Raw genomic sequence first — 25,060 nt, 5'->3', positions numbered from 1 at the left:
GCGGTCGGCCGCTCGGGCTCGTCCCGCATCATGGACGACGCGTCCGCGCCCGTCACAGGGGAACGGCGCGTCCTGACCGAGGAGCGACATGGGCCGCTACATCGCGCGCCGCCTTCTACTCACGATCCCGGTCATGCTCGGGGCCTCCTTCCTGATCTTCGCGCTGGTCTACGCGCTGCCGGGGGACCCCATCCGGGCCCTGGGCGGCGACCGACCCCTCGCGCCCGCCGTGGTGGCCCAGCTGACCGACGAGTTCAACCTGAACGACCCGCTCTGGCTGCAGTACGTCAAGTACGTCGGTGACCTGCTGCAGGGCGACTTCGGCACCGACTTCCGCGGCCGCGAGGTGCTCGACACGATCACCCAGCGCATGCCCGTCACCATCAAGCTGGCGCTGGTCGCCATCGCCTTCGAGATCCTGATCGGCATCGTCGCCGGCGTCATGGCCGGCATCCGGAAGAACGGCTTCTTCGACAACGTCGTGCTGGTGAGCACCACGCTGATCGTCTCGATCCCGATCCTGGTGCTCGCCTTCGTCGCGCAGTTCACCTTCGGGTTGCAGCTGGGACTGTTCCCGATCGCCGGCGTGAACGACGGCTGGTACAGCTACCTGCTGCCGGGCCTGGTGCTGGCCGCCGGATCGCTGGCCTACGTGGCCCGCCTGACCCGGACGAGCATCGCGGAGAACATGCGGGCCGACTACGTGCGCACCGCGCGGGCCAAGGGCCTGCCCCGCCGGGACGTCATCGTCCGGCACACGCTCCGCAACAGCCTGATCCCGGTCGTGACGTTCGTCGGCGCCGACATCGGCACCCTCATGGGCGGCGCGATCGTCACCGAGACGGTGTTCAACCTCCCGGGCATCGGGCGGGCGGTCTTCGACGCCGTGCGCGCTCAGGAGGGCGCGGTCGTGGTCGGCATCGTGACGCTCCTGGTCTTCGTCTTCATCTTCTTCAACCTGGTCGTCGACGTGCTCTACGCCGTCCTCGACCCGAGGATCCGCTATGAGTGAGCCGAACCTGACGACCGTGGGTCACGACGAGGCCGGCGCCGGCGGCGTGACCGGCGCGACCGACCAGCCGGACGGGGGGCGCCAGAACAGCCTGTGGAGCGACGCCTGGCGCCAGCTCAGGCGCAACGCCTTCTTCTGGATCGGCGCGCTGTTCGGCCTGCTCTTCGTCGCGATGGCGCTCCTGCCGTCGGTCTTCGCCCGCGGCGTCGACCCGCGCTCGTGCAACCTGTCGAACAGCAACGCCACGCCGTCGGCGGAGCACTGGTTCGGCTTCGACCAGCAGGGCTGCGACTACCTGGCCAACGTCGTCTACGGCGCGCGGAACTCGCTGATCATCGGCCTGCTCGCCGTCGTCGTGATCCTGGTGTTCGGCGTCCTCGTCGGCGCCATCTCCGGCTTCTACGGCGGCGTCACCGACAGCATCCTGTCGCGCATCGCCGACATCTTCTACGCGCTGCCGTTGATCCTGGGCGCGCTGGTGGTCCTGCGCAGCGGCATCCTGGGCCGGGGCGTGGTCGCCGTGGCGATCGCGCTGGCGATGTTCGGCTGGATGACCGCGATGCGGCTGGTCCGCTCGCAGGTCATCGCGGTCAAGAGCTCCGACTACGTCGCCGCCGCCCGGGCGATGGGCGCCTCCGACAGCCGGATCCTCGTGCGGCACATCCTGCCCAACGCCGTCGCCCCGGTGCTGGTGTACGCGACGATCACCATCGGGGTGCTCATCGCGGCCGAAGCCACGCTGACCTTCCTCGGGGTGGGCCTGCAGGCGCCGGCGATCTCCTGGGGGCTGCAGATCGACACCGGCCAGGACCTGCTGCGCACCGCGCCGCACGCCGTCCTCTTCCCGAGCCTCGTCCTCACCCTGACGGTGATGGCGTTCGTCCTCATGGGTGACGCCCTGCGCGACGCCCTCGACCCGAAGCAGCGTTCATGAGCACCGCGTCCACGTCCGTCCCGTCCAGCCCGGCCGGCGGCGCCGGGGCGCCGCTCCTGGAGGTCGACGACCTCCGGGTCCAGTTCCGCACCGGATCGGGCCTGGTCAACGCCGTCAACGGCGTGAGCTACACCGTCTCGGAGCGGGAGACCCTCGCGATCCTGGGCGAGTCCGGCTCGGGCAAGTCCGTCTCCGCCCAGGCGATCATGGGCATCCTCGACTCGCCCCCGGCGGAGGTCACCAGCGGCCGGATCGTCTTCGAGGGGCGTGACCTGCTCACGCTGCCCGAGGAGGAGCAGCGCAAGGTGCGCGGGCCGGGGATCTCGATGATCTTCCAGGACGCGCTCTCGTCGCTGAACCCCGTGTACAGCGTCGGCTTCCAGATCGGGGAGATGTTCCGGGCGCACCGGGGCACCTCCCGCAAGGAGGCCAAGCAGCACGCCGTCGAGCTGATGGACCGGGTGCGCATCCCGGCCGCCAAGGAGCGGGTCAACGACTACCCGCACCAGTTCTCCGGCGGCATGCGCCAGCGCGTCATGATCGCGATGGCGCTGGCCCTCGACCCGCGCATCCTCATCGCCGACGAGCCGACCACCGCGCTCGACGTCACCGTGCAGGCCCAGGTCATGGACCTGCTCAAGGACCTGCAGCGGGACACCGGGATGGGGCTGATCCTCATCACCCACGACCTCGGTGTGGTCAACGAGGTCGCCGACAACGTGGCCGTCATGTACGCCGGCCGCATCGTCGAGCGAGGCACCGTCGACGAGGTGTTCGGCAACCCCGCTCATCCCTACACCGACGGGCTGATGCGCTCGATCCCGCAGGTGGAGGTCAAGGGCGGCCGGCTGCAGCCGATCGGCGGGCAGCCGCCGAACCTCGCCGCCATCCCCTCGGGCTGCCCCTTCCACCCGCGCTGTCCCAAGCGCCGCACCGGTGCGCAGGCGGCGCCCGGTCGCGACTGCGTGGCCGACGTCCCGCCGCTGCGGCTGGTCGTCCCGGGCCGTGAGGCCGCCTGCCACTACAGCGAGGAGGTCCTCCATGTCTGACGACGGCTCCGGCGCCACCGCGGCGAGCGCCGCGGACCGGGCCGCGGCGTCCGACGCCGCCGACGCGGCCAGCCGCCCGGTGCACACCCCCGGCGAGGTGCTGCTCGAGGTCAAGGACCTCAAGAAGCACTTCCCGCTGACGCAGGGCATCGTCCTCAAGCGCACGGTGGGCCACGTCCGCGCCGTGGACGGCGTCAACCTCCGGCTCCGCCGGGGCGAGACCGTCGGCCTGGTGGGGGAGTCCGGCTGCGGCAAGTCGACGGTGACCAAGATGCTGGTGGCCCTCGAGAAGCCGACCGACGGGCAGATCCTCTACAAGGGGGAGGACGTCACCAAGCTGAGCGGCCGCGGGCTCAAGCAGTACCGCCGCGAGGTGCAGATCATCTTCCAGGACCCCTACGCCTCGCTGAACCCGCGGATGACCGTCGGGGACATCGTGGCCGAGGGCTGGTCGGTGCACGCCGACATCGCGCCGAAGAAGGGCCGGCTGCAGCGCACCCAGGAGCTGATGGAGCGGGTCGGCCTCAACCCCGACTTCGTCAACCGGTACCCGCACCAGTTCTCCGGCGGCCAGCGCCAGCGCATCGGCATCGCCCGCGCCTTGGCGCTGCAGCCGGAGGTCATCGTCTGCGACGAGCCGGTCAGCGCGCTGGACGTGTCGGTCCAGGCGCAGGTGGTGAACCTGCTGGAGGACCTGCAGAACGACTTCGGGCTCTCCTACCTGTTCATCGCCCACGACCTGTCGGTGGTGCGGCACATCTCCGACCGCGTCGCGGTGATGTACCTGGGGAGCATCGTGGAGGAGGGCACCGACAGGCAGGTCTACGGCTCGCCCGCCCACCCCTACACGCAGGCGCTGCTCTCGTCGGTGCCGGTGCACGAGCCGCACCTGCGCGGGCTCAAGGAGCGGATCCTGCTGCAGGGTGACGTCCCGAGCCCGGCGAACCCGCCCTCGGGGTGCCGGTTCCGCACCCGCTGCTGGAAGGCCCAGGACATCTGCGCCACCGAGGCCCCGGCCCTGGTGGACCGCGGGCAGGGGCACCCCTCGGCGTGCCACTTCGCCGAGGCGCGCGCCGTCGTCCCCACCGAGGCCTGACCCCCGCTGGGATCAGGTTCCCTGATCCCAGCGGGTCCTCCCTCACGGTGCGCGGTGGGGGAGGACGCTCCGCGGTGAGGGAGGACGACGACGACCCCGGGTCGGTGGCTCTCGCGGGACCGACGGCCTCAGGGAGAATGGCCGATCGTGACCGCTGACCGACGTCTGCTCCTCGTCCACGCGCACCCCGACGACGAGACGATCAACAACGGGGCCACGATGGCCCGCTACGTCGCCGAGGGCGTCGGCGTCACCCTGCTCACCTGCACGCTGGGCGAGGAGGGCGAGATCCTGGTGCCGGAGCTGGGCCAGCTGGCCGCCGACCAGGCCGACCAGCTCGGCGGCTACCGGATCTGGGAACTCCGTGCGGCGATGACCGCCCTCGGCGTCGAGGACTCCCGCTTCCTCGGCGGGGCCGGGCGGTACCGCGACTCCGGGATGATGGGGACGCCGGCCAACGAGCACCCGCGCGCGTTCTGGAACGCCGACCTCGACGAGGCGGTGGCGCACGCCGTCGCCGTGGTCCGCGAGGTGCGCCCCCAGGTCGTGGTCACCTACGACGAGTTCGGCGGCTACGGCCACCCCGACCACATCCAGGCCCACCGCGTGGCCATGCGGGCGGTCGAGGTCGCGGCCGACCCCGGCTACCGCCCCGACCTCGGCGCGGCCTGGGACGTCGCGAAGGTGTACTGGAACGCCATGCCGCGGTCGGTGATCCGGGAGGGCATCGAGGCCATGGCCGCCCTCGGCGAGGCCTCCCCCTTCGACGGGCTGGGCGACCTCGACGAGGTCCCGTTCGTGGTGCCCGACGAGGTGGTCACCTGTGCCGTGGACGCCCGGGCGTACGCCGGCCGCAAGGACGCCGCCATGCGCGCCCACCCGACCCAGATCACCGTCGACGGCCCGTTCTTCGCGCTGTCGAACAACCTCGGCCAGGAGGTGCTCGGCGTCGAGTACTACCGCCTGGTCCGGGGCGAGCGCGGGCCGGCGTCCGGCCCGGACGGCCGGGAGGACGACCTCTTCGCCGGCCTCGAGGTGTGAGCCGCCGGGGCCCGGTCACGGTGGGCCTCGGCGTCTGCGCGGTGCTCGTCGCGGCGTGGCTGGCGGTCGTCGAGGTGCTGTGGCTGCCGCTGCGGGTCGGTGGCGTGCTGGTGCCCGTGTCGGTGCCGGCGGCGGTGGTCGGCAACGTCCTGCTGGTGTCCGCGGCGCTGCGGCTCAGCGGGTCCAAGGTCGTCGCCGCCCTCCCCGCCGCTACCTGGCTGGTCGTCGTGGTGGCGGCCATGGCCCGGCGTCCCGAGGGTGACCTGCTGCTGGTGTCCGGCGGCGCGCTCGGCATCGTGAGCACCGCCTTCCTGCTGCTGGGGGTGCTCGCCGCGGCCCTCGCCGTGGGGCTGGCGCTGGGCGCGCCGGCCCGCCGGGTCACCCCCGCGGCGCCCACCGGTAGTGGTAGCGGTGGTGCTCGGTGAACCCCAGCCGGGCGTAGAGGGCCAGCGCGGGGGCGTTCGACGCGGTCACCTGCAACAGGCAGGACGTCGCCCCGCGGGTGCGGGCCTCGGCGGCCAGCGCCGCCATCACCGCCGTCGCCAGGCCGCGCCGCCGGCAGCCCTCGTCGACGGTCACGGCGCTGACCACCAGCCAGCCGTCGCAGACCACGCCCCGGGCGACGGCGGCCGGCCGGGACGCAGCGGGATCGGGCCGGACGGAGGCGAACAGCGGCCGCTCGGCGTTGCGCAGCACCGCCTCCGCCGTGGCCGGGAGCGCCGCCCCGCGGTGCCGGTAGCCGGCGAGCCAGGCCGTGTCGGGGGCGTCGTCGAGCACCACCGGCACGTCGGCGGCGGGCCACGGGCCGGCCGGCGCGACGAGCACCAGGGTGTCCTCGTCGCGGATCCAGCCGGCGGCGGCGAAGGCCTCGTCGGCGGCCTCGGCGCCCGGCGTCGGGACAGCGGCGCACGGGCGCAGTCCCCGCCCGCCGTACCAGGCGGTCACCGCGGCGACGGCCGAGGGCAGGTCGTCCGGCGGGTCCCCGGTCACCAGCACCGAGTTCGCGCGACCGGTGAAGCCACCCCCGGCGCGCAGCAGCCAGTCGCCGTACGGCTCCTCGTCCAGGCCGCGCCAGGTACGGGCCGCGAGCCGTTCCAGCTCGGCGACCCGGGTGGTCGAGGCGGCGGTCACGGCGACGATCATGACGCGCGGCGCCGCGCGGGGCGTGGCCGCCCCCGTCAGTGGCGCGGGGGCGCCGTCGTGCCCAGCGCGGCCGGCAGGGGGCGGGCGTTCAGCCAGCCCAGCACCCGCTCGGCCGGCATCGGCCGGGAGATGTGGTAGCCCTGCGCGACGTCGCAGCCCCACTCGCGCAGCGCGGCCAGGGCGCCGGCGTCCTCGACCCCCTCGACGACCATGCTCATCCCGAGGTCGCGGCTCAGCTGCAGGGTGCTGCGCACGATCGCCGCCGCCCGCGGGTCGGACGTCAGGTGCGTGACGAAGCTGCGGTCGAGCTTCAGCTCGTCCACCGGCAGCGCCCGCAGGTAGGACAGCGAGGAGTAGCCGGTGCCGTAGTCGTCGACCGACAACCGCACGCCCAGCCGCCGCAACCCGGCCATGACCTGCTGGCTGCGGGCGGCGTCGGCCATCAGGACGTCCTCGGTGATCTCCAGGACCAGCGCGCCGGCCGGCAGGGAGCAGGTCTCCAGCAGCATCGCGACCTGCTCGGGCAGGGCGACGTCCTGCAGGTTGGAGACCGAGAGGTTGACCGCGACCGACAGGTCGTGGCCGTGGGTCCGCCAGCTGTGCAGGTCCCGCAGCGAGCGCTCGAGCACCCGCAACGCCAGCCGGCGCATGAGGCCGGCCTGCTCGGCCAGGGGCAGGAAGACGTCGGGGTAGAGCAGTCCCCGCTCCGGGTGCTCCCACCGGACGAGCGCCTCCAGGCCCACGACGGTGCCGGTCCGCAGGTCCAGCTGGGGCTGGTAGTGGTTGCGCAGCTGCTCGCCGTCGAGGGCGGAGCGCAGCTGCTCCAGGGTCTGCAGCCGGTCCCGGGTGGCGGGGGTGCCGTCGGGGGCCCACAGCTCGTAGCCCAGGCGCCCGCGCTTGGCCGCGTACATGGCGGTGTCCGCCCGGGCCAGGAGCAGCGAGCGGTCGCGCCCGTGGTCCGGGGAGAGAGCGATGCCGATGCTGGCGTCCACGTGCAGCGACATGCCGGCGAGGACGAAGGCGTCGCGCAGCGCGGCGCCCAGCGCGTCGGCCACCTCGCGGGCCCGGTCGACGTCGGCGTCGGGCAGCAGGACCGCGAACTCGTCACCGCCCATGCGGGCCAGCAGGTCGCCGGGGCGCAGCGCCCGCTCGAGGCGGGGGCCGACGAGGCAGAGCAGGTCGTCGCCGACGCTGTGCCCGAAGCTGTCGTTGATCTCCTTGAAGCGGTCGAGGTCGATCATCAGCAGGGCGCACCGCCGGTCCCGGTCGCCGTAGACGGTGGTCTCCAAGGTCTCGATGAACTTGCGACGGTTGGCCAGCCCGGTGAGCGGGTCGTGGTGCGCCTCGGTGGCCAGCTGGGCCAGCCGCTCCTGCTCGGCGGCGCGCAGCTCGGCGTTCTCCACGACCAGCGCGCCCTCGAGGGTGACCTGGCGGACGGCATCGCGCACCGACGGGCTCCAGGTGCGGCTGGCGCCGACCGATCCGGTGACGACCAGCCCCAGGAGCCGGTCGCCCGACATGAGCGGCACGCTGATGTAGGAGCTCACCTCGAGCGCCCGCACCAGCTCGGGGTCCAGCAGGTCGGTGGCGGCGGCGTCCTCCACGAAGACGGGCGCCCGCTCCTCGGTCGCCAGGCGCCACAGGGGGACGCCGGCCGCCGGCTCGCCCACCAGCCGGACCTGCACGACCTGCTTGTGCTCCTCGGGCCAGTCGACGTGCCGGACCTCGCTGATGCGGTCGTCGCCGTCGACCAGGTAGGCGGCGCTCCGGTCGGTGCCGGCCAGCCGCTGGACGGCGCGGGCGAGCACCTCCGCGGCGGCGGCGGCCCCGGTCACCGCCGAGCCGTCGACGAGCAGCTGCCGGACGACGCGGGCGGTGGCGAGCGACGCCGCGCGGGCCTGGCTGGTGCGGGCCTGCTCGATGACGCCCCCGAGGTGCGCGCCGGCGGCGGCGGCCAGCCGGCGGACGTCCTCGGAGAACGGCCGCACCTGCGTGCTGTCCAGGGTGAGGACGCCGGCCAGGTCGGGGCTGCGGCCCAGGGGGACCGCGAGCGCGGAGGCGATGTGGAAGGAGTCGACCCACCAGCCCGAGACGAGGTCGGAGTCGCGGTCGGCGGTCAGGGGCGTGCCGGTGCGCAGCACCGTCTCGGCCAGCTCCAGGGGTACGGGCGCGGCGCGGAACTGCCGCCAGGTGGCCAGGTCCTGCCGGCCGTCGGCGTACGCCGCCATGCGGGGCACCAGCCGACCGTCCTCGAGCAGGAAGACGCAGGCGCGCTCGACCTCGCCCAGCTCGGCGAGCTGGCGGCAGGCGGAGCCGAGCAGGTGGTCCATCGACTGCGCCTGCGCGGCGGACTCGATCAGCTTCAGGAGGACGCCGGCCTGCTCCAGCCGACGCTGCTGGGTGCGCCGGGTCCACGCCTCGGCCAGCGCGGCGGCGATGCGGGGGGCGACCTGGCGGAGGAGGTGCGGGGCGGCGGCCGCGGCGGGCTCGACGGTCAGGACTCCGACGACCGCGCCGTCCAGCACCAGCGGCTCACCGTGCGCCGAGCGGATGCCGACCTCGGCGAGCTGCCGGTCCTCGGCGCGCCGGCCGTCCGCGTGGGCGACGACGGGCCGGCGGCCGGTGACGACGGCGGAGAGGAAAGGGGAGTCGCACAGGTTCGCGGGGGTGCGCAGGGCGGGGTGCAGGGGGAGCTGGCCGCGGGTGGCGCTGGTGGACTGCCGGAACGGGACGACGAGCTCGGTGGTGGCCTCGTGGACCCACACCGACACCCGGGTGGCCCCGGAGGACGCGCGCAGCCGGGAGAGCAGGTGCACCAGGGCGGCGTGCGCGTCGAAGGGGGACGCCGGCGGCTCCAGCCGCGGCGTCACCTCACCCTGCGTCGTCCCGGACACGTCGTCGAGATCGGCGCCCCGGCCCGCTGCTTGAGCGCTGGGCGGGAACCCACCCCCCATGGGGGGACGCCCGCCGACAGGCCGCCGGAGTGCCCCGCACGGGGGACGTGACGGGTGGCCCGTGGAACGCCGACCGGGCCCGGAGGTGATACTAGGGACGCATCTGACGCGACCGGCCTCGCCCGGCGCGCCGCCCGAACGTCCCCGGGAGGGAACCCCGTGACCTACGTCATCACCCAGGCCTGTGTCGACGTTCTCGACAAGGCGTGCATCGACGAGTGTCCGGTGGACTGCATCTACGAGGGCGACCGGATGCTCTACATCCACCCCGACGAGTGCGTCGACTGCGGCGCGTGCGAGCCGGTGTGCCCGGTGGAGGCCATCTACTACGAGGACGACGTCCCGGACAAGTGGAAGGACTTCTACAACGCCAACGTGGAGTTCTTCTCCGACCTGGGCAGCCCGGGCGGCGCCGCGAAGACCGGGAAGATCGGCAAGGACCACCCGCTGGTGGCCGCGCTCCCGCCCCAGGGCGAAGGTCACTGACCGCTCCGGTCCCCGGCAGGCCCCGCGCGCTGCCGGACTTCCCGTGGGACTCCTTGGCCGGGGCGCGGACGCGGGCGGCACAGCACCCCGGCGGGGTGGTCGACCTGTCGATCGGCACCCCGGTCGACGACACCCCCGCCGTGCTGCGCGAGGCGCTGGCCGGGGCGGCGGACGCCCCGGGCTACCCGACGGCGCTCGGCACCGTGCCGCTGCGCACCGCCGCCGCGGGCTGGCTGGCGCGGCGGCTGGGCGTGCAGGTGGCCGACCCGCTCGGGGCTGAGCCGTCGCTGATCCCGACGGTCGGCTCCAAGGAGCTCGTCGCCCTCCTGCCCACCCTGCTGGGGCTGCAGGGCGGCGCGAGCACCGTCGTCGTCCCCGAGGTCGCCTACCCGACCTACGAGGTCGGCGCCGTGCTCGCCGGCCTCGCGGTGCGCCGGAGCGACACGCCTCCGGCCGAGGGGGCCGGCGTCTCCCTGGTCTGGCTGAACTCCCCGGGCAACCCGCACGGCCGGGTGCTGGGGGTCGACCAGCTGCGTGCGTGGGTCGACTGGGGCCGGGCGCACGGGGTCCCCGTCGTCGCCGACGAGTGCTACATCACGCTGGGCTGGGACGTGGAACCCCGCTCGATCCTGCACCCCGACGTCTCCGGTGCCGACCACACCGGCCTGCTGGCGGTGCACTCGCTGTCCAAGCAGTCGACGGCGGCCGGCTACCGGGGTGGCCTGCTCTCCGGCGACCCGGAGCTGGTGCGCCGGGTGTGGGAGGTGCGCCGCCACCTCGGGCTGCTGGTCCCGGGGCCGGTCCAGGCCGCGATGGCGGCCGCGCTGGACGACGACGCGCACGTCGACGCGCAGCGGGAGCGGTACCGCCGGCGGCGTGACCGGCTGGCCGCCGCGGTGCGCGCGGCGGGGATGCGCATCGACCACTCGGAGGCGGGCCTCTACCTGTGGGCGACCCGGGACGAGGACTGCTGGGCCACCATCGACTGGCTCGCCGGGCGCGGCATCGTCGCCGCTCCCGGAAGCTTCTACGGACCGGCTGGCGCGCGGCACGTCCGGCTGGCGCTCACCGCGAGCGACGAGCGGATCGACGCCGCCGTGGAGCGCCTGCGCGGCTGAGAGCCGGCCACGCACCCGTCCGCCTCCGGCCGGGACGAGGTCGTGGCGTCCCCGAGGGGTGGGCGGATCGCGTCCCGTCCGGGTGGGTCCTGCTCGGTGGTGGCGCCGTGCGCCGTCGCCGGGCGGTGACGCCTCCACCGAGCGGCGCCCGGGGGCTGCCCGCGTGCTGAGGCGTTGAGGGATCTCAACGCCTCAGCACGTCGGCCGGTGACGAAGGATGCGGGTGGATGCCTCGGGCGAAACCGCAGGTCAGGCGGGTGCCGGCTGGCTCTCGGATGGCGCCCTCGCGGCAGCGCCCCTGTGCCGCGACAGGCGTTGAGGGATGTCAACGCCTCGCCCTCTGGTGCCTCGCTTCACTGCGGTCGCAACCTTCTTCCAACGCACCACCACGGACCATCCGATGCAGGAAGAGGGATCCCCATGCTCCGCAGGAGAACCGCGACAGTGGCTCTGGCGACCGCCGGCCTGATCGCGATGCCGTCAGCCGCCTTCGCCGACACCGTCGACATGGCCCCGACCTCCATCACCGACGACGCCGGCTCGACCGTCGCGTTCACGGTCAAGCTGCTGGCTGACGCGCAGGGCGAGGCGCAGGGCGACGTCCCCGGCTGCAACGCCACCACCACCGCTCCCGTCCGCATCGACCTGACGTCGGACAAGTCGTGGGCGACCACGAACCCGGCGTTCGTGAGCGTGACCGACTGCACGAGCGAGCACAGCGTCAACCTTGTCCTCGCTGCCGGCGCTCCGGACGGCGAGCACGCCAAGATCACCGGTGTCGCCACCGGTGGTCTCCAGGACGTGGCTGTGCAGGTCAAGGTGCAGGGGCAGATGACGACGCAGCTGTTCGACTCCACGTTCCGCCAGGACTTCATCAACGTGCACGTGGACAACCCGGCCGTGACGCCGCCGCCCCCTCCTCCGGCGCCGGACGCCGACGGTGACGGGATCCCCGACGCTTCGGACAACTGCCCCACCGTCGCGAACGCCGACCAGGCCGACGCGGACGGCGACGGCCTCGGCAACGCGTGCGACAGCAACTCGTACGCCCCCGCAGTCGGCACCCAGGCCGGAGCCGCCAACGGCAACGAGGGAACCGTCGGTAGCCCGGCGACGTCCGGGTCCTTCACCGACCAGGACGGCAACAGCACGCTGACGATCACCAAGGTGGACGGCGCGGGCACGGTCGTCGACAACGGGAACGGCACCTTCTCCTGGAGCCACACCACCACGGACGACGCCTCCGGGAGCGTCACGGTCCAGGCCTCGGACGGCGAGCACGACTCCGTGACGCAGACCTTCTCCTGGACGGCTGCCAATGTCGCCCCCGTGATCACCGGCGTGACGCAGACCCGCGTCACCAACTGCGCCGTCACCCTCGGGGCGACCTACACCGACGCGGGCTCGGCCGACACCCACACCACCTCGGTCCTGTGGGCGGACGGCAGCACGGACCTCGCCCGGACGTTCACCGCTGCCGGCAGCTACGACGCCACCGTGACCGTGACCGACGACGACAGCGGCTCGGACAGCGAGACGGTCACGGGCGTCCGCGCCTACAACACCGCCAGCGCGATCATGCAGCCGATCAACAGCACCGGCTCCCGCAGCGGCTTCAAGGCCGGCAGCACCATCCCGGTCAAGATCACCGTGACGGGCTGCGACGGGGCCGCGGTCAGCAACCTCACCCCTGCTGTGAACCTGGTGCAGGGTGACACGACGCCCGACGTCGCGGTCAACGAGGCGGTCATCAGCGAGGTCGCCACCAACGGCAAGCTGATGCGCTGGGACGGGAGCCAGTACATCTACAACCTGTCGACCAAGCTCAGCCAGTTCACCAACGCCGCCCTGACCCAGGGCACGTACACCGTCTCGGTGAGCGACCCGAGCTTCGCGGCTCCGGTCAAGGCAGCGTTCGACCTCCGCAAGTGACCTGAGCGGGCCGGCCCGCACGCGCTGACACAGGGCCGGGCCCGGGGAGCGATCCCCGGGCCCGGCCTCCGTCTTGTCCGTCGCTACGGACCGAAGCGGTTCTCCGGACGGTTCGACCCCTGCCGCGAGAGCTGCACCGCGGACTGCCGGTCCTTCACCTGCAGCTTCTTGAGGACCGCGGCGACGTGCGACCGCACGGTGACGGGCGCCACGAACAGCTTCTTGGCCATCTCCTCGGTCGACAGCCCCTCGGCCATCAGGTCGAGGATCTCCGCCTCCCGCTCGGTCAGCTCGATGTGCTTCGCACGGTTGGGCAGGAACAGCCGGCGCCGGGCCGGCGGCTGGAACTCCGCCACGACCTGCTGCACCAGCCAGCGGGGCAAGGTCGTCTCGCCGGCCAGCGCGGAGCGCAGTGCCGGGCCGATGCGTTCGGGGTCCATGCCCTTGACCAGGTAGGCCGAGGCGCCGGCCCGCAACGCGTTGAACAGGTCGCGGTCGTCCTGCGACGCCGTCAGCATGACCACGGTCGTGCCTGGCAGAGTGGAGCTGATCTCCGCCGCGGCGGCGATACCACCGCCGGGCATGTGGATGTCCAGCAGGCACACGTCGGGGCGCCGCTCGCGCGCCTCCGCGACGGCGGCGTGTGCGCTGTCCACGTCGGCGACGACCTCGAAGCCCTGCTCCTCCAGCGCCTCGCGGACGACCGCCCGCGTCGGCGCGTGGTCGTCGGCCAGCAGGACCTGCAGCACGTCGCTCACGGCCAGCTCACACGCACGGTCGTGCCCTCTCCTGGAGCGGAATCGATCCGGAGCGCTGCCCCGAGCGCCTCGGCCCGCTGCCGCATGCTCGTGAGGCCGAACCCTCCCGGCCGGGCGGTGGAGGGATCGAAGCCGCGTCCGTCGTCGATGATCGCCAGGCACGTCGGATCGGACGTCATCCGGAGCTCGACCCGCTGCGCGGCCCCGTGCCGCACCGCGTTGCGCACCGCCTCGGCAGTGATGCGCAGCAGGGCCTCGGCGCGCGTCCCGTCCACGTCCGCCGCTGACCCGAGCTGGGTGACGACCTTCACGTCGTACCGGTGGGACATGTCGTCGGCGAGCCGCTGCAGGGCCACCGAGAACGGGTCGCCGGGAGACGCGGTCAGGGCGCTGATGGCTTGTCTCGCCTCGTCCACGGCCCGCGCGGCGGCGGCGTCGATGAGCTCGGCCGTCGCCCGGTCCGGCCGGGTGGCCAGGCGGCGGGCCTGCGTGGAGATGTAGGTGAGCTCCTGGGTCAGCCCGTCGTGCAGGTCACGCGCCATGCGACGACGGTCCTCCAGAACCGCTGTGTGCACGCGGAGCTGCCAGTACGAACGGATCTCACCCACCGCGCCCACCAGCAGGAGCAGGTAGAAGCCCAACCGGAGGAAGTCGCCGGTGTGGACGAAGTCGGAGTAGAGCGAGGGGAAGAGCAGGTAGTGCACCCGGGCGAAGGCGGCCAGCACGCAGCCGGCACCTATCCACCGGACCATCTGGTCGCCGGTGCGCGCGCTCTGCCGCGTGAAAGCGACCGCGGCCAAGGCGTACAGCCCCGCACCCACGCCCTGCACCGCGAGGACGGCCGGGTGAGCCACCAGGCGGGGCCTGCTGGCGTCGGCGAGCGCCGTCAGGGGGTCGACCATCGGGGGCAGCGCTTCCCCCAGCGCGACACCTGCGGCGGTGAGGGCGACGACGACCGCTGCGATGCCCGCCGTCGTCGCCAGGGACATCCTGCGGGTCGCATGCCGGGCGACCGGGACCAGCGCCGCTGCGGTCAGCACGACGGTCCCCAGCAGGCGGATCGCCAGGGCCTCCCACCGCGCGAAATGGTCCTCCCCCGGGGCCACTGCGCCGGGCAGCGCGGTGAGCACCAGGTTGGCCATGGCCACGGTGCACAGTGCCAGCACGATGAGCAGGTCCTGGACACGGCGACCGTCCCGGAACCGCCCGTAGACGAGGAGGGCGGTCAGGAGCGCGACCACCGCGTTGAGGGTTTCCAGGACCGCGCGGAGGGCCGGAGCCTGGTAGGCGAAGCTCATCGACGGCAGCGCCACCACTGCCGCCGTGGCTGCGGCCGCTGCCGCGGCGGTCCACCCGGCGGCGGCCCCTGGACGAGCCCCCGTGGCTGTCACGTTCTGAGCCTAGGGGCTCGTCACCGGGGCAGCAGCCGTGCGACCTGGAGAAATGTCCCGGTGACCCGGTCGGGGGATCGACGGTCGGCGCACGGTGAGCGTCGAGACGCGGAGAGCCATGACCCCGTGCGTGGGCGCCGCCGGCCGGCGCGGGTCGCGGGCGCCGTCAGCCGGCTCGGGTCACGCGCAGGGCAGCTCGCCGGCGCCCGGCCGCAGCACCGCGGTGAGGTCGACCGCCATCGCCTCGTGCTTCTGGTAGAGCTCCGGGAAGCCGGAGCGCTGCACGGCCTGGGCGACCTCGGTGAGCCGGCCGGTCTCCCACCCGGGAACGGTCACCAGCCGGTCGTAGAACTGGCCGGCGGCGTACACCGGGTCCTGCACCTGCTCCGGTGTGCCCCAGCCCTGCGAGGGGCGTTGCTGGAACAGGCCGAGGGAATCCCGGTCGCCGTAGTCGAGGTTGCGCAAGGTCGACTCCTGCATCGCGGTCGCCAGCGCGATCACCACGGCCCGGTCCGGCAGCCCGCGGTCGCGGCCGACCTGCGCGATGGTGGCTGCGTTCTGCATCTGCTCGGCGGAGAGGGTCACCGACGAGCCGGGCAGGGTGCAACTCCCGGAAGCGGGGAGTTCGACGGTGATGTCGGCCCGCCAGGCCACGGCGGCGAAGAGGGCGGCGCCCACCAGCAGCGCCGGCCACCAGCGCAGCACGCCCGGTCCGCGCTTCCCTCGCCGGTGCCGGGTGGCTCCGGAGGCCGGGCGGCGCCGGTTCGCCGGGCGGCGGGTCGTCCTGCGCGCCGGGGCAGCGGCACCGTGGGTCGCGGCTCGGACGGTGGTCATCGCCTGCCGACTGTAGGTGCCGGACCTGACGGCTCCCTGGACGCGGCCACCCCGCGCCGTGCCGGGGGCGGTGGAACGGCCACCTCCCGGCGGCTCGGGCCGATAGCGTGTGCCCGCCGCCGAGGAGGAGCCATGGCCGACGTCCTGCTGCCCGGGATCACCGCGACCCGGGTGACCACCCCGAGACTCACCCAGAACGTCCTGCACCCGGCCGGCGTGGAGCCCGGCGGGGCCGGCGGCGAGGTCGTGCTGTTCGTGCACGGCAACGTGAGCTCCGCACTCTTCTGGCAGCAGCCGCTGCTGGCCCTGGCGGAGGAGGCGCGGGTGCGGCCGGTCGCGGTGGACCTGCGCGGCTACGGCGGGACCGACCCGCTGCCCGTGGACGCACGCCGGGGCGTGCGGGACTGGGCCGACGACGTCGCCGCGCTGGTGGAGACCCTCGGCCTCGAGCGGGTGCACCTGGTCGGCTGGAGCATGGGCGCGGGCGTCGTCCTGCAGTACCTGCTCGACGCGCCCGAGCGGGTGGCCTCCGTCGCGCTGGTCGCCCCGGTCTCGCCGTACGGCTTCGGCGGCACGGCCGGGCCGGACGGGCGCCGCCTCGCCGCGGACGGCACGGGGTCCGGTGGGGGTGCGGCCAACCCCGAGTTCGTCGCCGCGCTCGCCGCGGGCGACACGGGCGCGGACAGCCCGACCAGCCCGCGGTCGATCCTGCGGGCGTTCTACGTGGCGCCGGGGTCGCTGCCGCTGGACCCAGCGATGGAGGACCTGTTCGTCGCGTCGATGCTGTCCACCCGGACCGGCGTCGACCACTACCCGGGCGACTCCGCGCCCGGCTCGGCCTGGCCCGGCCTGGCCCCGGGGGAGCGTGGCGTGCTGAACACGATGGCACCCACGGTCATGGACCTGTCGGGGATCGCCGAGCTGGCCGGCAAGCCGCCGGTGCTGTGGATCCGCGGGGACGCCGACGCGATCGTCTCGGACACCTCCGTGTTCGACCTGGCGTACCTGGGGCAGCTGGGCGCGGTACCGGGCTGGCCGGGGGAGGAGGTCTGCCCACCGCAGCCGATGGTCACCCAGACCCGAGCCGTCCTCGAGCGCTACGCCGCGGCCGGTGGCACCTACCGCGAGGTCGTCCTGTCCGGGGTCGGGCACTCCCCGCACGTCGAGCGGCCGCAGGAGTTCCTGGTGGCCCTGCTGGAGCACCTCGACGTCGCCGCGGACGCCGCGGCCTGACCTCCGCCGAGGCCTCGGTCAGTTGGCGTGGAGCTCGGCGTTGAGCGCGCCCCAGTCGCCGTCCCGCGGGAGGGCCTCGAGGGCGCCGCTGACGCTGTTGCGGCGGAAGAGGAGCCCGTTGCGGCCGGAGAGCTCGGCGGCCTTGACCACCGAGCCGTCGGGCAGGGTGACGCGGGCGCCGGCGGTCACGTAGCAGCCGGCCTCCACGACGCAGCCGTCGCCGAGGGAGATGCCGATGCCGGCGTTGGCGCCCAGCAAGCAGCCGGCGCCGATCGAGATCACCTGCGTGCCGCCGCCGGACAGGGTGCCCATGATGGAGGCGCTGCCGCCGATGTCGCTGTCGGCTCCTACGACGACGCCCGCGCTGATCCGGCCCTCCACCATCGAGGGGCCGAGGGTGCCGGCGTTGAAGTTGACGAAGCCCTCGTGCATGACCGTCGTCCCCTCGGCCAGGTGCGCGCCGAGCCGCACCCGGTCGGCGTCGGCGATCCGCACACCGGAGGGGATGACGTAGTCGACCATCCGCGGGAACTTGTCGACGCTGAAGACGGTCACGTGGCCGACGGCGGCCCGCAGCCGGTGGGCGTTGAACGTCGCCGCCTCGACCGGCCCGGAGCTGGTCCAGGCGACGTTGGTGAGCAGGCCGAAGACGCCGGTCATGTTCGCGCCGTGCGGCTGGATCAGCCGGTGGGAGAGCAGGTGCAGCCGCAGCCAGACGTCGTGGGCGTCCACCGGCGGCTGGGTGAGGTCGGCGATGACGGTGCGGACGGCGATGACCTCCACCCCGCGGGCCTCGTCGCGGCGCACCAGGCCCCCGTAGTCGGGGCCGAGCTCGCCGGAGAGCTCCAGCGCGCCGAGGCGTCGGGTCCCCGTGGCCGCGCCGGCGGGCGCGCCGAGCCGGGGCTCCGGGTACCAGGTGTCGAGCACGGTGCCCGAGGGGGTGACGGTCGCCAGACCGGCGGCTACGGCTGAGACGGGAGCGGGCGCTGCGGCGGTCACGCCGGGAACGCTACCGAGGCGGATCCGCGCGGGGGCGGGCCGGTCCGTGAGGTGCTGGAACGGCCTGGCTGCAGGGGCCCGGGGCGAGCGTCAGCGAGTTCCGGGGGTTGGTGAGGTGCTGGAACGGCCTGGCTGCAGGGGCCCGGGGCGAGCGTCAGCGAGTTCCGGGGGTTGGTGAGGTGCTGGAACGGCCTGGCTGCAGGGGCCCGGGGCGAGCGTCAGCGAGTTCCGGGGGGCAGCCAGGTCCTTTCACTAAGCTCGGCAGTCGTGAGTGCCCCGCCGCAGCTGGACCTGTCCGCCGACGTCCTCGCGCTGACCCGTGCCCTCGTCGACGCCCCTTCGGTGTCCGGCAGCGAGACGGCGCTGGCCGACGCGGTGGAGGCGGCGCTGCGGGCGCTCGGCGGGCTGGAGGTCGAGCGCGTGGGGGACGCCGTGCTCGCCCGCACCAACCTCGACCGCCCCACCCGGGTCGTCCTCGCCGGGCACCTGGACACCGTGCCGATCGCCGACAACGTGCCCAGCCGGCTCGACGACGCCACCGGCCTGCTCTACGGCTGCGGCACCAGCGACATGAAGGCCGGCGACGCGGTCATGCTGCGGCTGGCCGCGGTGTTCGGCGTCCCCGGTGCGGAGCCGGCGCACGACCTCACGTTCGTCTTCTACGACAACGAGGAGGTCGAGGCCGTGAAGAACGGGCTCGGCCGGGTGGCCCGGGAGCGGCGCGGCTGGCTCTACGGCGATCTCGCCATCCTGCTCGAGCCCACCGACGGCGAGATCGAGGCCGGCTGCCAGGGGACCCTGCGCGCGGTGCTGTCCACGTCCGGCCGCCGCGCGCACAGCGCCCGGAGCTGGTTGGGGCAGAACGCCGTCCACGGGCTGGCCGGCGCGCTCGCCGTGCTCGCCGGCTACCAGGCGCGCGAGGTGGAGATCGACGGCTGCACCTACCGGGAGGGGCTGAACGCGGTCGGCATCTCCGGCGGGGTCGCCGGCAACGTCATCCCCGACGAGGCCTCGCTCACCGTCAACTTCCGCTACGCCCCCGACCGGGACGAGGACGCCGCCGAGGCGCACGTCCGCGAGGTGTTCGCCGAGGCGATCGCGGACGGCGCGACGCTCACCGTCGTCGACAACTCCGGGGGTGCGCTGCCCGGCCTGGCCGAGCCGGCCGCCGCCGCGTTCATCGCCGCCGTCGGCCGCCCCGCCCGCGCCAAGCTCGGCTGGACCGACGTGGCCCGGTTCGCCGCCTTCGGCATCCCCGCGATCAACTACGGACCGGGCGACCCGCAGCTGGCCCACACCCGCGAGGAGCACGTGCGGGTCGACCGGCTGCAGCCCTCCCTCGACGCCCTCACCGCCTACCTCTCCGGGAGGACCGCATGACCAGCACCCCACCGCCGGAGGGCCGGCGTCCGCGCCCGACCCGCCACCGCGGGCCGATCGTGCTCCGCGGCGGGGAGCCCGATCCGCAGCGGCAGGGGTCGACCACCGACCAGCGGCTCCTCGACAAGCGCGGGCCCAGCGACTGGGTGCACACCGATCCGTGGCGTGTCCTGCGCATCCAGAGCGAGTTCGTCGAGGGTTTCGGCCTGCTCGCCGAGCTGCCCCGCGCGGTCAGCGTGTTCGGCAGCGCCCGCACCCCGCGCGACCACCCGCACTACGCCGCCGGCGTGGAGATCGGGGCCGCGCTCACCCGTGCCGGGTACGCCGTGATCACCGGCGGCGGGCCGGGGGCCATGGAGGCGGCCAACCGCGGCGCCTCGGAGGCCGGTGGCCTGTCGGTGGGGCTCGGCATCGAGCTGCCGTTCGAGCAGGAGCTCAACGAGTGGGTCGACGTCGGCATCTCGTTCCGCTACTTCTTCGTGCGCAAGACGATGTTCGTCAAGTACGCGCAGGCCTTCGTGATCCTCCCTGGCGGCTTCGGCACCCTCGACGAGCTGTTCGAGGCGCTCACCCTCGTGCAGACCCGCAAGGTGACCCGTTTCCCGGTGGTCCTCTACGGCACGGAGTACTGGGGCGGCCTGATCGACTGGGTCCGGAACACGATGGCCGAGCACGGCGCGATCAGCCCCGGCGACGTGGATCTGCTGCACTGCACCGACGACGTCGAGGAGATCGTCGCGATCGTCCAGGAGGCCGAGCGGGAGCGGGCGGCCGGCGACAACGGCGGAGGGATGCGCGCCCCGGCGACCGGCCCGTCCGACGCCTGACGTGCTCTCCTTCGTCCTGTTCGTCGTCGCCGTCCTGCTGGTCGGGGGTGCGCTGTTCCTCGTCGCCTCGCTGCTGCTCGGCCGCGGCGAGACCCAGCCGCCGGCCGACCCCGACCGTTCCCCGGTCGAGCTGCCCGAGGACCGGCGCGTGGTCGCCGACGACGTGCGGGGGCTGCGGATCGCGGTGACCGCACGCGGCTACCGCATGGTCGAGGTCGACTGGCTGCTCGACCAGCTGGCGCAGACCCTGGACGAGCGGGACGCCGAGATCGCGGCGCTCCGTGCCGAGCTGGCCGCACGCAGCCGGGAGGAGGCGCCCACCGACCCGGGCGCCGCGCCGGCCGACCCGGAGAGGACGCGGGATGCCTGAGCTGGTGGAGCGGGTGGAGGTGGCGGCGCCGCCCGAGCGGGTGTGGGCCCTGCTCACCGACTGGACGCGGCAGGGCGAGTGGATGCTCGCCACCGACGTCGAGACCGTGGACGGGCCGGCGCAGGGGGTGGGTGGCCGGCTGGCCGCCCGCACCGGGCTGCCGCTGCCCGGCCGGCCCCGGCTCGGGTTCCTGGACACGATGGTCATCACGGCGTGGGACCCGCCGCGGCGGGTGCAGGTGCAGCACACCGGCCGGCTGGTCCGCGGGCCCGGCATCTTCGAGGTCGAGCCTCGCGGCGGGCACAGCACCTTCACCTTGACCGAGCGGCTCGACCTGCCCTTCAGTGTGCTCGGCCGGCTGGGATGGGTGCTGGCCCGGCCGGTCGCCCTGCTCGGCATCCGCTGGTCGCTCAAGCGCTTCGCCGCGTTGGCCCGCGACCACTGACCCGCTGCGGCGCGCCGCCGGCGGTCGGTGAGGATGTGCCGGTGCGGAACGGGACGGCGCGGTGAGCCGGCGGGGATGGGCGCTGTTCCTCGCCATGTCGGTGATCTGGGGTGTGCCCTACCTGCTCATCAAGGTGGCGGTCGGGGAGGTGTCGCCGGTCACGGTCGTCTTCGCCCGCTGCGTCGTCGGTGCCGCGCTGCTCGTGCCCTGGACGGTTGCCCGCGGCCAGCTGCGGCCGGCCCTGCGGCACTGGAAGGCGCTGCTGCTGTTCACGGCGCTCGAGATGACCGGGCCCTGGCTGCTGCTGTCCTACGCCGAGCAGACGTTGTCCAGCTCGCTCACCGGGCTCCTGGTGGCCGGGGTGCCGTTCGTGGCGGCGCTCGCGGCCCGCCTGGCGGGTGAGGACGAGCGGCTGACGCCCGTGCGGCTGGCCGGCATGGCCGTCGGCGTCGTCGGCATCGCCCTCCTCCTCGGCCTGGACCTGGACGGGGCGCAGTGGCTGCCGATCCTCGCCGTGGGGCTGGTGGTCCTGGGCTACGCGACGGCGCCCCTGGTGGTCAGCCGGGCGCTGCCCGAGGTGCCCGGCGTCGCCGCGAGCTCGATCGCGCTGCTCGTGACGGCGGTGGTCTACGCCCCCTTCGCCGTCCCGCGGCTGGGCCAGGTGACGGCGGCGTCGCCGGACGCGCTGCTCTCGCTGCTGACCCTGGGCGTGGTCTGCACCGCGGTGGCGCTGGCGCTGTTCTTCGCGCTCATCCGCGAGGTGGGGCCGCAGCGGGCGCTGGTCATCACCTTCGTCAACCCCGTCGTCGCCGTGCTGCTCGGCGTCCTGCTGCTCGACGAGCCGTTCACCCTCGGCCTGGCGCTCGGGCTGCCGCTGGTGCTCATCGGGTGCGTCCTGGCGACCCGGCGCGGCGCGCCCGGCCCCGAGCCGAGCGTGGCGGCGGTGGACGCCTCCGCCCGGTGACCGGTCAGCCTCGGCGGGTGCGCACGACCGCCCACACCGCGGCGACCGCCAGCACCCCGGCGACGGCCAGCAGCAGGTTCAGGCCGTAGGAGTCCTGCGGCAGGAAGCCCGGCTCCTGCACGTCCCCCGGGTCCAGCGCGAACACCAGCGCCACCGCGACCAGCACCCCGGCGACGACGAGCCCGACGGCCATCGGCGCGCGGGCGGGCCGGGGGAGGAGGCGGTTGATCAGCGCGCCCCCTAGGACGACGAGAGGCGCGATGACGAGGTCGTGCAGCAGCGCGCTGCCGACGAACCACGGCACCCACGCCGACAGCGGCACCCGGTCGCCGGCGCCCAGCAGGCCGAGGACGCCCCAGCCGACGGCGGCGAACCCCGGCACCAGGAACAGCCACCGCCACCACGGACGGGCCGCCGACGCGAGCGGCCGGGCCGGGCCGGAGGCGTCGCCGTCTCCCCGCCCACCGTGCCCGACCCGCCCCGCCGCGCGCCCGTCGCGGGACATCCCGGTGCTCATGCCGGCCGCACCAGGGCCAGCCACTTCGTCTGCATCACGCCCGGCCGGTTCGGCGCGATGAGCCGCACCGGGTAGCCGTGGTCGAGGGCGAGCGGCTCGCCACCGAGCTGCAGGGCGAGCAGGGTGCGCGGGTCGGTGCTGTGCGGCGGCGCCACCACGCTGGTGCGGTAGAGCCCGCCCGTCTGCAGCGACTCGACGACGACCCGGGCGTTCCGCGGCAGCCCGGCCTCCTCGAGCAGGTCGGCCAGGCGGACCCCGGTCCAGCGGCCGGTCGCGCTCCAGCCCTCCACGCAGGCGATGGGCAGCGTCTCGGTCTGCTGGGGGCGGCGGCGCAGCTCGGCCAGCGACAGCTCCAGGCGGCGGGGCCCGTCGACCACCAGCCGGTAACCGGGGTCGGTCGCGGACTCCTCGACCTGCGCCGCCTCCGCCGTCTGGTTGACCGGCAGGCCCTGGGGACCGGCGTCCGGCAGCCGCGGCGCGAGCAGGGACACCGGGGCGAGGGAGGAGACCGTCTGGCCCAGCGTGGTGACGGTGACCGCTGCGACGGAGAGCCCGGAGGCGAGGACGAAGGCGCGGCGGTCGATGGCCCCCTCCTCCTCGGCCGCCTCCGCCGCGCGGAGCTCCTCGGCCCGCCCGGGAGCCAGGCCGGCGGTGGCGGCGCGGGACCCGCGCCGGGCCAGGCCGCGCCGGATCTCCGGTGCCTTCCCGCCGACGTGCACCGCCACGGCGCCGATGGCGATCCACCCGGTCCAGTAGTGCGCGGTCGGGAAGAAGAAGCCGAACGGGTACCACTGCGCGATGTTGATCAGCCCGGTGAGCAGCTGCATCGCGGCGGTGCCGACGAGCACGAGGATCGACAGCCGGCCGACCAGCCGGGCGAGGGAGCCGGCCGGCGGCCACTCGAACAGCAGCGGGTAGACCGTCCAGAGCTTGACCAGCAGCAGCGGGATCGCGGCGAGCCCGGTCGCCACGTGCAGCCCCTGGGTCAGCCGGTAGAGCCACACCGGGGACGACGGCCAGGAGAACCACGCCGGCCCCGACTGGACGAGGTCGCTGACCAGCCCGGTCAGGAAGCACACGAGGAAGGCCAGCCCGAGCCAGACGCCGACCCGCGCCGCGCGCCGCTCGGAGTGCAGGGGGCTGGGGAAGGCGCCGGCGCGGAAGGGACCGCGGCGCAGCTGCTCCGGGGGATCGGGCAGGCGGGCGCCCAGCAGCCGGTCGAGCCGGCTGGTCACGACGCCGTCCCGAGGGTGGCGGCGAGCCCGGTCACCACCTGGCGGGTCCGGGTGCCGGGAGCGCACCGCTCCGCGACGGCCAGCGCGTCCGGGAAGTGGTCGATGTCGGTGAGCACCGGCAGGTCGAGCACGGTGAGGCCGGCCGCCTCCAGCGCCGCGCGGGTGCGGACGGCGGTGTCCTCGCGCGACATGGGGACGCCGGGCAGCACCTGGGCGGCCCCGGGCTCGTGCAGGCCCAGCGCCCACCAGCCGCCGTCGGGGGCGACGCCCAGCACCGCCGAGCCTGGGCCTGCCCGGACCAGGCGCTGGAGGCAGCTCGCCAGCAGGTCGGGGGTCACCTGCGGGGTGTCCATCCCGATCAGCAAGGTGGGCACGGCGCCGTCCGGCCCGGCCATGGCGTCGGCGAACGCGGCCGCGAGCCGCATGCCGAGGTCGCCGTCGGCCTGCGGGACGACGACGCAGCCGGTGAGGTCGAGCTCGCCCGGGGCACCGTCGAGCGCGACGACCCGCCGTGCGACGGGGGTCGCGCGGACGGCGTCGAGGGTGTCGCCGACCGCGGCCGCGGCGATCGCCGCCGCCTGCTCGGGCGTGCAGGGCGGGCTCAGCCGGGTCTTGCTGCGGCCGGGGACGGGGGCCTTGGTGATCACGAGGAGCTGGGTGGGGGTCACGACGAGAGCACCTGCCGCATGTCGCGGATCGTGCGGACCGTGCCGAGCACGGTGCCGGTGACCTTGGAGCGGGTGCCCTCGGCGCGCGGCGCGTAGGGCACGTCGACCTCGCGCACCCGCCAGCCGGCGTCGGCGGCGCGGGTGACCATCTCCAGCGGGTAGCCGAAGCGGCGGTCGGTGATGCCGAGGCCCAGCAGGGCGGTGCGGCGCGCGGCGCGCATGGGGCCGAGGTCGTGCAGGGCCAGGCCCGTGCGGCGGCGCAGCATCACGCCCAGCGCCAGGTTGGCGACCCGGGCGTGCACCGGCCAGGCGCTGCGGCGGGTCGGCCGGCGGCGCCCCAGCACCAGGTCGGCGTCGCCGGCGAGCACGGGGCCCGCGACGAGCGGCAGGTCGGCGGGGTCCATGGACCCGTCGGCGTCGCAGAAGCACACGACGTCGTCGCCGGCCGCCTCCAGCCCCGCGTGCGCGGCCGCGCCGAAGCCGCGCTGCGGGACGTGGACCACCGTGGCGCCGTGCTCGGCCGCGATCGCCGGGGAGCCGTCGGTCGAGCCGTTGTCCGCCACGATCGCGCGGTAGCCGGGCGGGAGCCGGCCGAGCACCCAGGGCAGCGCGCCGGCCTCGTCGAGGCAGGGCAGGACGACGTCGGGCACCCCAGGACACAACCACGGACGCGC

At 74.4% G+C, this 25,060-nt stretch carries 25 protein-coding genes; 15 read left to right on the top strand and 10 right to left on the bottom strand.

Going from position 1 to position 25,060, the window contains the following annotated elements:
* Positions 1–88: 88 nt before the first annotated feature.
* The 6 genes from ACI792_RS00615 to ACI792_RS00590 all read left to right on the top strand — a co-directional run bounded on the left by ACI792_RS00615 (position 89) and on the right by ACI792_RS00590 (position 5,557).
* A complete protein-coding gene (locus ACI792_RS00615; RefSeq protein ID WP_456580810.1) occupies positions 89–1,012 on the top strand; it encodes an ABC transporter permease in 924 nt (307 codons plus the stop codon).
* A complete protein-coding gene (locus ACI792_RS00610) occupies positions 1,005–1,946 on the top strand; it encodes an ABC transporter permease (RefSeq protein WP_456580809.1) in 942 nt (313 codons plus the stop codon). The genes ACI792_RS00615 and ACI792_RS00610 overlap by 8 nt, the downstream gene beginning before the upstream one ends.
* Positions 1,943–2,995, top strand: a complete 1,053-nt coding sequence (locus ACI792_RS00605) for an ABC transporter ATP-binding protein (RefSeq protein ID WP_456600860.1) — start codon at positions 1,943–1,945, stop codon at positions 2,993–2,995. The genes ACI792_RS00610 and ACI792_RS00605 overlap by 4 nt, the downstream gene beginning before the upstream one ends.
* Positions 2,988–4,091 carry an ABC transporter ATP-binding protein gene (locus tag ACI792_RS00600; protein ID WP_456600859.1) on the top strand — a complete coding sequence of 368 codons (1,104 nt, stop codon included), beginning with the start codon at positions 2,988–2,990 and terminating at the stop codon, positions 4,089–4,091. Before ACI792_RS00605 ends, ACI792_RS00600 begins: the two co-directional genes overlap by 8 nt.
* 147 nt (positions 4,092–4,238) lie before the next feature.
* Entirely contained in the window at positions 4,239–5,132 is an 894-nt protein-coding gene (mshB, locus tag ACI792_RS00595) for an N-acetyl-1-D-myo-inositol-2-amino-2-deoxy-alpha-D-glucopyranoside deacetylase (protein WP_456600858.1), read from the top strand.
* Complete coding sequence (locus ACI792_RS00590; RefSeq protein ID WP_456600857.1) at positions 5,129–5,557, top strand: hypothetical protein; 429 nt, start codon at positions 5,129–5,131, stop codon at positions 5,555–5,557. The genes mshB and ACI792_RS00590 overlap by 4 nt, the downstream gene beginning before the upstream one ends.
* Here ACI792_RS00590 and ACI792_RS00585 read toward each other — a convergent pair.
* Both ACI792_RS00585 and ACI792_RS00580 read right to left on the bottom strand, forming a co-directional pair.
* The gene (locus ACI792_RS00585; protein WP_456600856.1) at positions 5,511–6,263 is read right to left on the bottom strand and encodes a GNAT family N-acetyltransferase; all 753 of its coding nucleotides are present in this window, start codon (positions 6,261–6,263) and stop codon (positions 5,511–5,513) included. The genes ACI792_RS00590 and ACI792_RS00585 overlap by 47 nt on opposite strands.
* 47 nt (positions 6,264–6,310) lie before the next feature.
* Positions 6,311–9,145 (bottom strand): EAL domain-containing protein, encoded by a 2,835-nt coding sequence (locus tag ACI792_RS00580; RefSeq protein WP_456600855.1) that lies wholly within the window; start codon positions 9,143–9,145, stop codon positions 6,311–6,313.
* A 243-nt stretch (positions 9,146–9,388) separates the two neighbouring features.
* Between ACI792_RS00580 and fdxA the strand changes: the two genes are divergently transcribed.
* The 3 genes from fdxA (at position 9,389) to ACI792_RS00565 (ending at position 12,765) form a co-directional block, all read left to right on the top strand.
* Positions 9,389–9,715 carry a ferredoxin gene (gene fdxA / locus ACI792_RS00575; RefSeq protein WP_012947287.1) on the top strand — a complete coding sequence of 109 codons (327 nt, stop codon included), beginning with the start codon at positions 9,389–9,391 and terminating at the stop codon, positions 9,713–9,715.
* Positions 9,712–10,833 (top strand): succinyldiaminopimelate transaminase, encoded by a 1,122-nt coding sequence (gene dapC, locus ACI792_RS00570; RefSeq protein ID WP_456601166.1) that lies wholly within the window; start codon positions 9,712–9,714, stop codon positions 10,831–10,833. Before fdxA ends, dapC begins: the two co-directional genes overlap by 4 nt.
* Before the next feature lie 444 nt (positions 10,834–11,277).
* On the top strand, positions 11,278–12,765 hold the full coding sequence (locus tag ACI792_RS00565; RefSeq protein WP_456600854.1) for a PxKF domain-containing protein: 1,488 nt from the start codon (positions 11,278–11,280) through the stop codon (positions 12,763–12,765).
* Positions 12,766–12,848: 83 nt separating this feature from the next.
* Here ACI792_RS00565 and ACI792_RS00560 read toward each other — a convergent pair whose 3' ends face one another.
* From ACI792_RS00560 to ACI792_RS00550, 3 genes are all read right to left on the bottom strand, one after another.
* The gene (locus ACI792_RS00560; RefSeq protein ID WP_456600853.1) at positions 12,849–13,523 is read right to left on the bottom strand and encodes a response regulator; all 675 of its coding nucleotides are present in this window, start codon (positions 13,521–13,523) and stop codon (positions 12,849–12,851) included.
* The gene (locus ACI792_RS00555; RefSeq protein ID WP_456600852.1) at positions 13,520–14,914 is read right to left on the bottom strand and encodes a sensor histidine kinase; all 1,395 of its coding nucleotides are present in this window, start codon (positions 14,912–14,914) and stop codon (positions 13,520–13,522) included. The genes ACI792_RS00560 and ACI792_RS00555 overlap by 4 nt, the downstream gene beginning before the upstream one ends.
* 180 nt (positions 14,915–15,094) lie before the next feature.
* A complete protein-coding gene (locus ACI792_RS00550) occupies positions 15,095–15,748 on the bottom strand; it encodes a hypothetical protein (protein WP_456600851.1) in 654 nt (217 codons plus the stop codon).
* Between the two features lie 132 nt (positions 15,749–15,880).
* Here ACI792_RS00550 and ACI792_RS00545 point away from each other — a divergent pair, with 132 nt between their 5' ends.
* A complete protein-coding gene (locus tag ACI792_RS00545; RefSeq protein WP_456600850.1) occupies positions 15,881–16,981 on the top strand; it encodes an alpha/beta fold hydrolase in 1,101 nt (366 codons plus the stop codon).
* Positions 16,982–16,999: 18 nt separating this feature from the next.
* Here ACI792_RS00545 and dapD read toward each other — a convergent pair whose 3' ends face one another.
* Positions 17,000–17,980 (bottom strand): 2,3,4,5-tetrahydropyridine-2,6-dicarboxylate N-succinyltransferase, encoded by a 981-nt coding sequence (gene dapD, locus ACI792_RS00540; protein WP_456580797.1) that lies wholly within the window; start codon positions 17,978–17,980, stop codon positions 17,000–17,002.
* A 267-nt stretch (positions 17,981–18,247) separates the two neighbouring features.
* Between dapD and dapE the strand changes: the two genes are divergently transcribed.
* The 5 genes from dapE to ACI792_RS00515 all read left to right on the top strand — a co-directional run bounded on the left by dapE (position 18,248) and on the right by ACI792_RS00515 (position 21,966).
* Entirely contained in the window at positions 18,248–19,360 is a 1,113-nt protein-coding gene (gene dapE, locus ACI792_RS00535) for a succinyl-diaminopimelate desuccinylase (protein ID WP_456600849.1), read from the top strand.
* The gene (locus ACI792_RS00530; RefSeq protein ID WP_456600848.1) at positions 19,357–20,187 is read left to right on the top strand and encodes an LOG family protein; all 831 of its coding nucleotides are present in this window, start codon (positions 19,357–19,359) and stop codon (positions 20,185–20,187) included. Before dapE ends, ACI792_RS00530 begins: the two co-directional genes overlap by 4 nt.
* A gap of 1 nt (position 20,188) precedes the next feature.
* Positions 20,189–20,557 (top strand): DivIVA domain-containing protein, encoded by a 369-nt coding sequence (locus tag ACI792_RS00525; RefSeq protein WP_456600847.1) that lies wholly within the window; start codon positions 20,189–20,191, stop codon positions 20,555–20,557.
* Positions 20,550–21,002, top strand: coding sequence for an SRPBCC family protein (locus tag ACI792_RS00520; RefSeq protein WP_456600846.1), 453 nt, complete (start codon positions 20,550–20,552; stop codon positions 21,000–21,002). The genes ACI792_RS00525 and ACI792_RS00520 overlap by 8 nt, the downstream gene beginning before the upstream one ends.
* Positions 21,003–21,063: 61 nt before the next feature.
* Positions 21,064–21,966 carry a DMT family transporter gene (locus ACI792_RS00515; RefSeq protein WP_456600845.1) on the top strand — a complete coding sequence of 301 codons (903 nt, stop codon included), beginning with the start codon at positions 21,064–21,066 and terminating at the stop codon, positions 21,964–21,966.
* Between the two features lie 4 nt (positions 21,967–21,970).
* Here ACI792_RS00515 and ACI792_RS00510 read toward each other — a convergent pair whose 3' ends face one another.
* Genes ACI792_RS00510 through ACI792_RS00495 form a run of 4 tightly spaced genes read right to left on the bottom strand, consistent with a single transcriptional unit; the run spans position 21,971 to position 25,036 of the window.
* Complete coding sequence (locus ACI792_RS00510; protein WP_456600844.1) at positions 21,971–22,483, bottom strand: hypothetical protein; 513 nt, start codon at positions 22,481–22,483, stop codon at positions 21,971–21,973.
* A complete protein-coding gene (locus tag ACI792_RS00505) occupies positions 22,480–23,718 on the bottom strand; it encodes a molybdopterin-dependent oxidoreductase (protein ID WP_456600843.1) in 1,239 nt (412 codons plus the stop codon). Before ACI792_RS00505 ends, ACI792_RS00510 begins: the two co-directional genes overlap by 4 nt.
* Complete coding sequence (locus ACI792_RS00500) at positions 23,715–24,386, bottom strand: TIGR04282 family arsenosugar biosynthesis glycosyltransferase (protein WP_456600842.1); 672 nt, start codon at positions 24,384–24,386, stop codon at positions 23,715–23,717. The genes ACI792_RS00505 and ACI792_RS00500 overlap by 4 nt, the downstream gene beginning before the upstream one ends.
* Positions 24,383–25,036, bottom strand: a complete 654-nt coding sequence (locus ACI792_RS00495; protein ID WP_456600841.1) for a glycosyltransferase family 2 protein — start codon at positions 25,034–25,036, stop codon at positions 24,383–24,385. The genes ACI792_RS00500 and ACI792_RS00495 overlap by 4 nt, the downstream gene beginning before the upstream one ends.
* Positions 25,037–25,060: the final 24 nt, after the last annotated feature.

This window comes from Blastococcus sp. SYSU DS0669, from assembly GCF_054050895.1.
This window is presented reverse-complemented; position numbering and strand designations above follow the sequence as displayed.

Coding starts and splice junctions, on each gene's coding strand:
- ACI792_RS00615 (WP_456580810.1), top strand. CDS start 89: ATGGGCCGCTACATCGCGCGCCGCCTTCTACTCACGATCCCGGTCATG.
- ACI792_RS00610 (WP_456580809.1), top strand. CDS start 1,005: ATGAGTGAGCCGAACCTGACGACCGTGGGTCACGACGAGGCCGGCGCC.
- ACI792_RS00605 (WP_456600860.1), top strand. CDS start 1,943: ATGAGCACCGCGTCCACGTCCGTCCCGTCCAGCCCGGCCGGCGGCGCC.
- ACI792_RS00600 (WP_456600859.1), top strand. CDS start 2,988: ATGTCTGACGACGGCTCCGGCGCCACCGCGGCGAGCGCCGCGGACCGG.
- ACI792_RS00550 (WP_456600851.1), bottom strand. CDS start 15,748: ATGACCACCGTCCGAGCCGCGACCCACGGTGCCGCTGCCCCGGCGCGC.
- ACI792_RS00545 (WP_456600850.1), top strand. CDS start 15,881: ATGGCCGACGTCCTGCTGCCCGGGATCACCGCGACCCGGGTGACCACC.
- ACI792_RS00530 (WP_456600848.1), top strand. CDS start 19,357: ATGACCAGCACCCCACCGCCGGAGGGCCGGCGTCCGCGCCCGACCCGC.
- ACI792_RS00520 (WP_456600846.1), top strand. CDS start 20,550: ATGCCTGAGCTGGTGGAGCGGGTGGAGGTGGCGGCGCCGCCCGAGCGG.
- ACI792_RS00510 (WP_456600844.1), bottom strand. CDS start 22,483: ATGAGCACCGGGATGTCCCGCGACGGGCGCGCGGCGGGGCGGGTCGGG.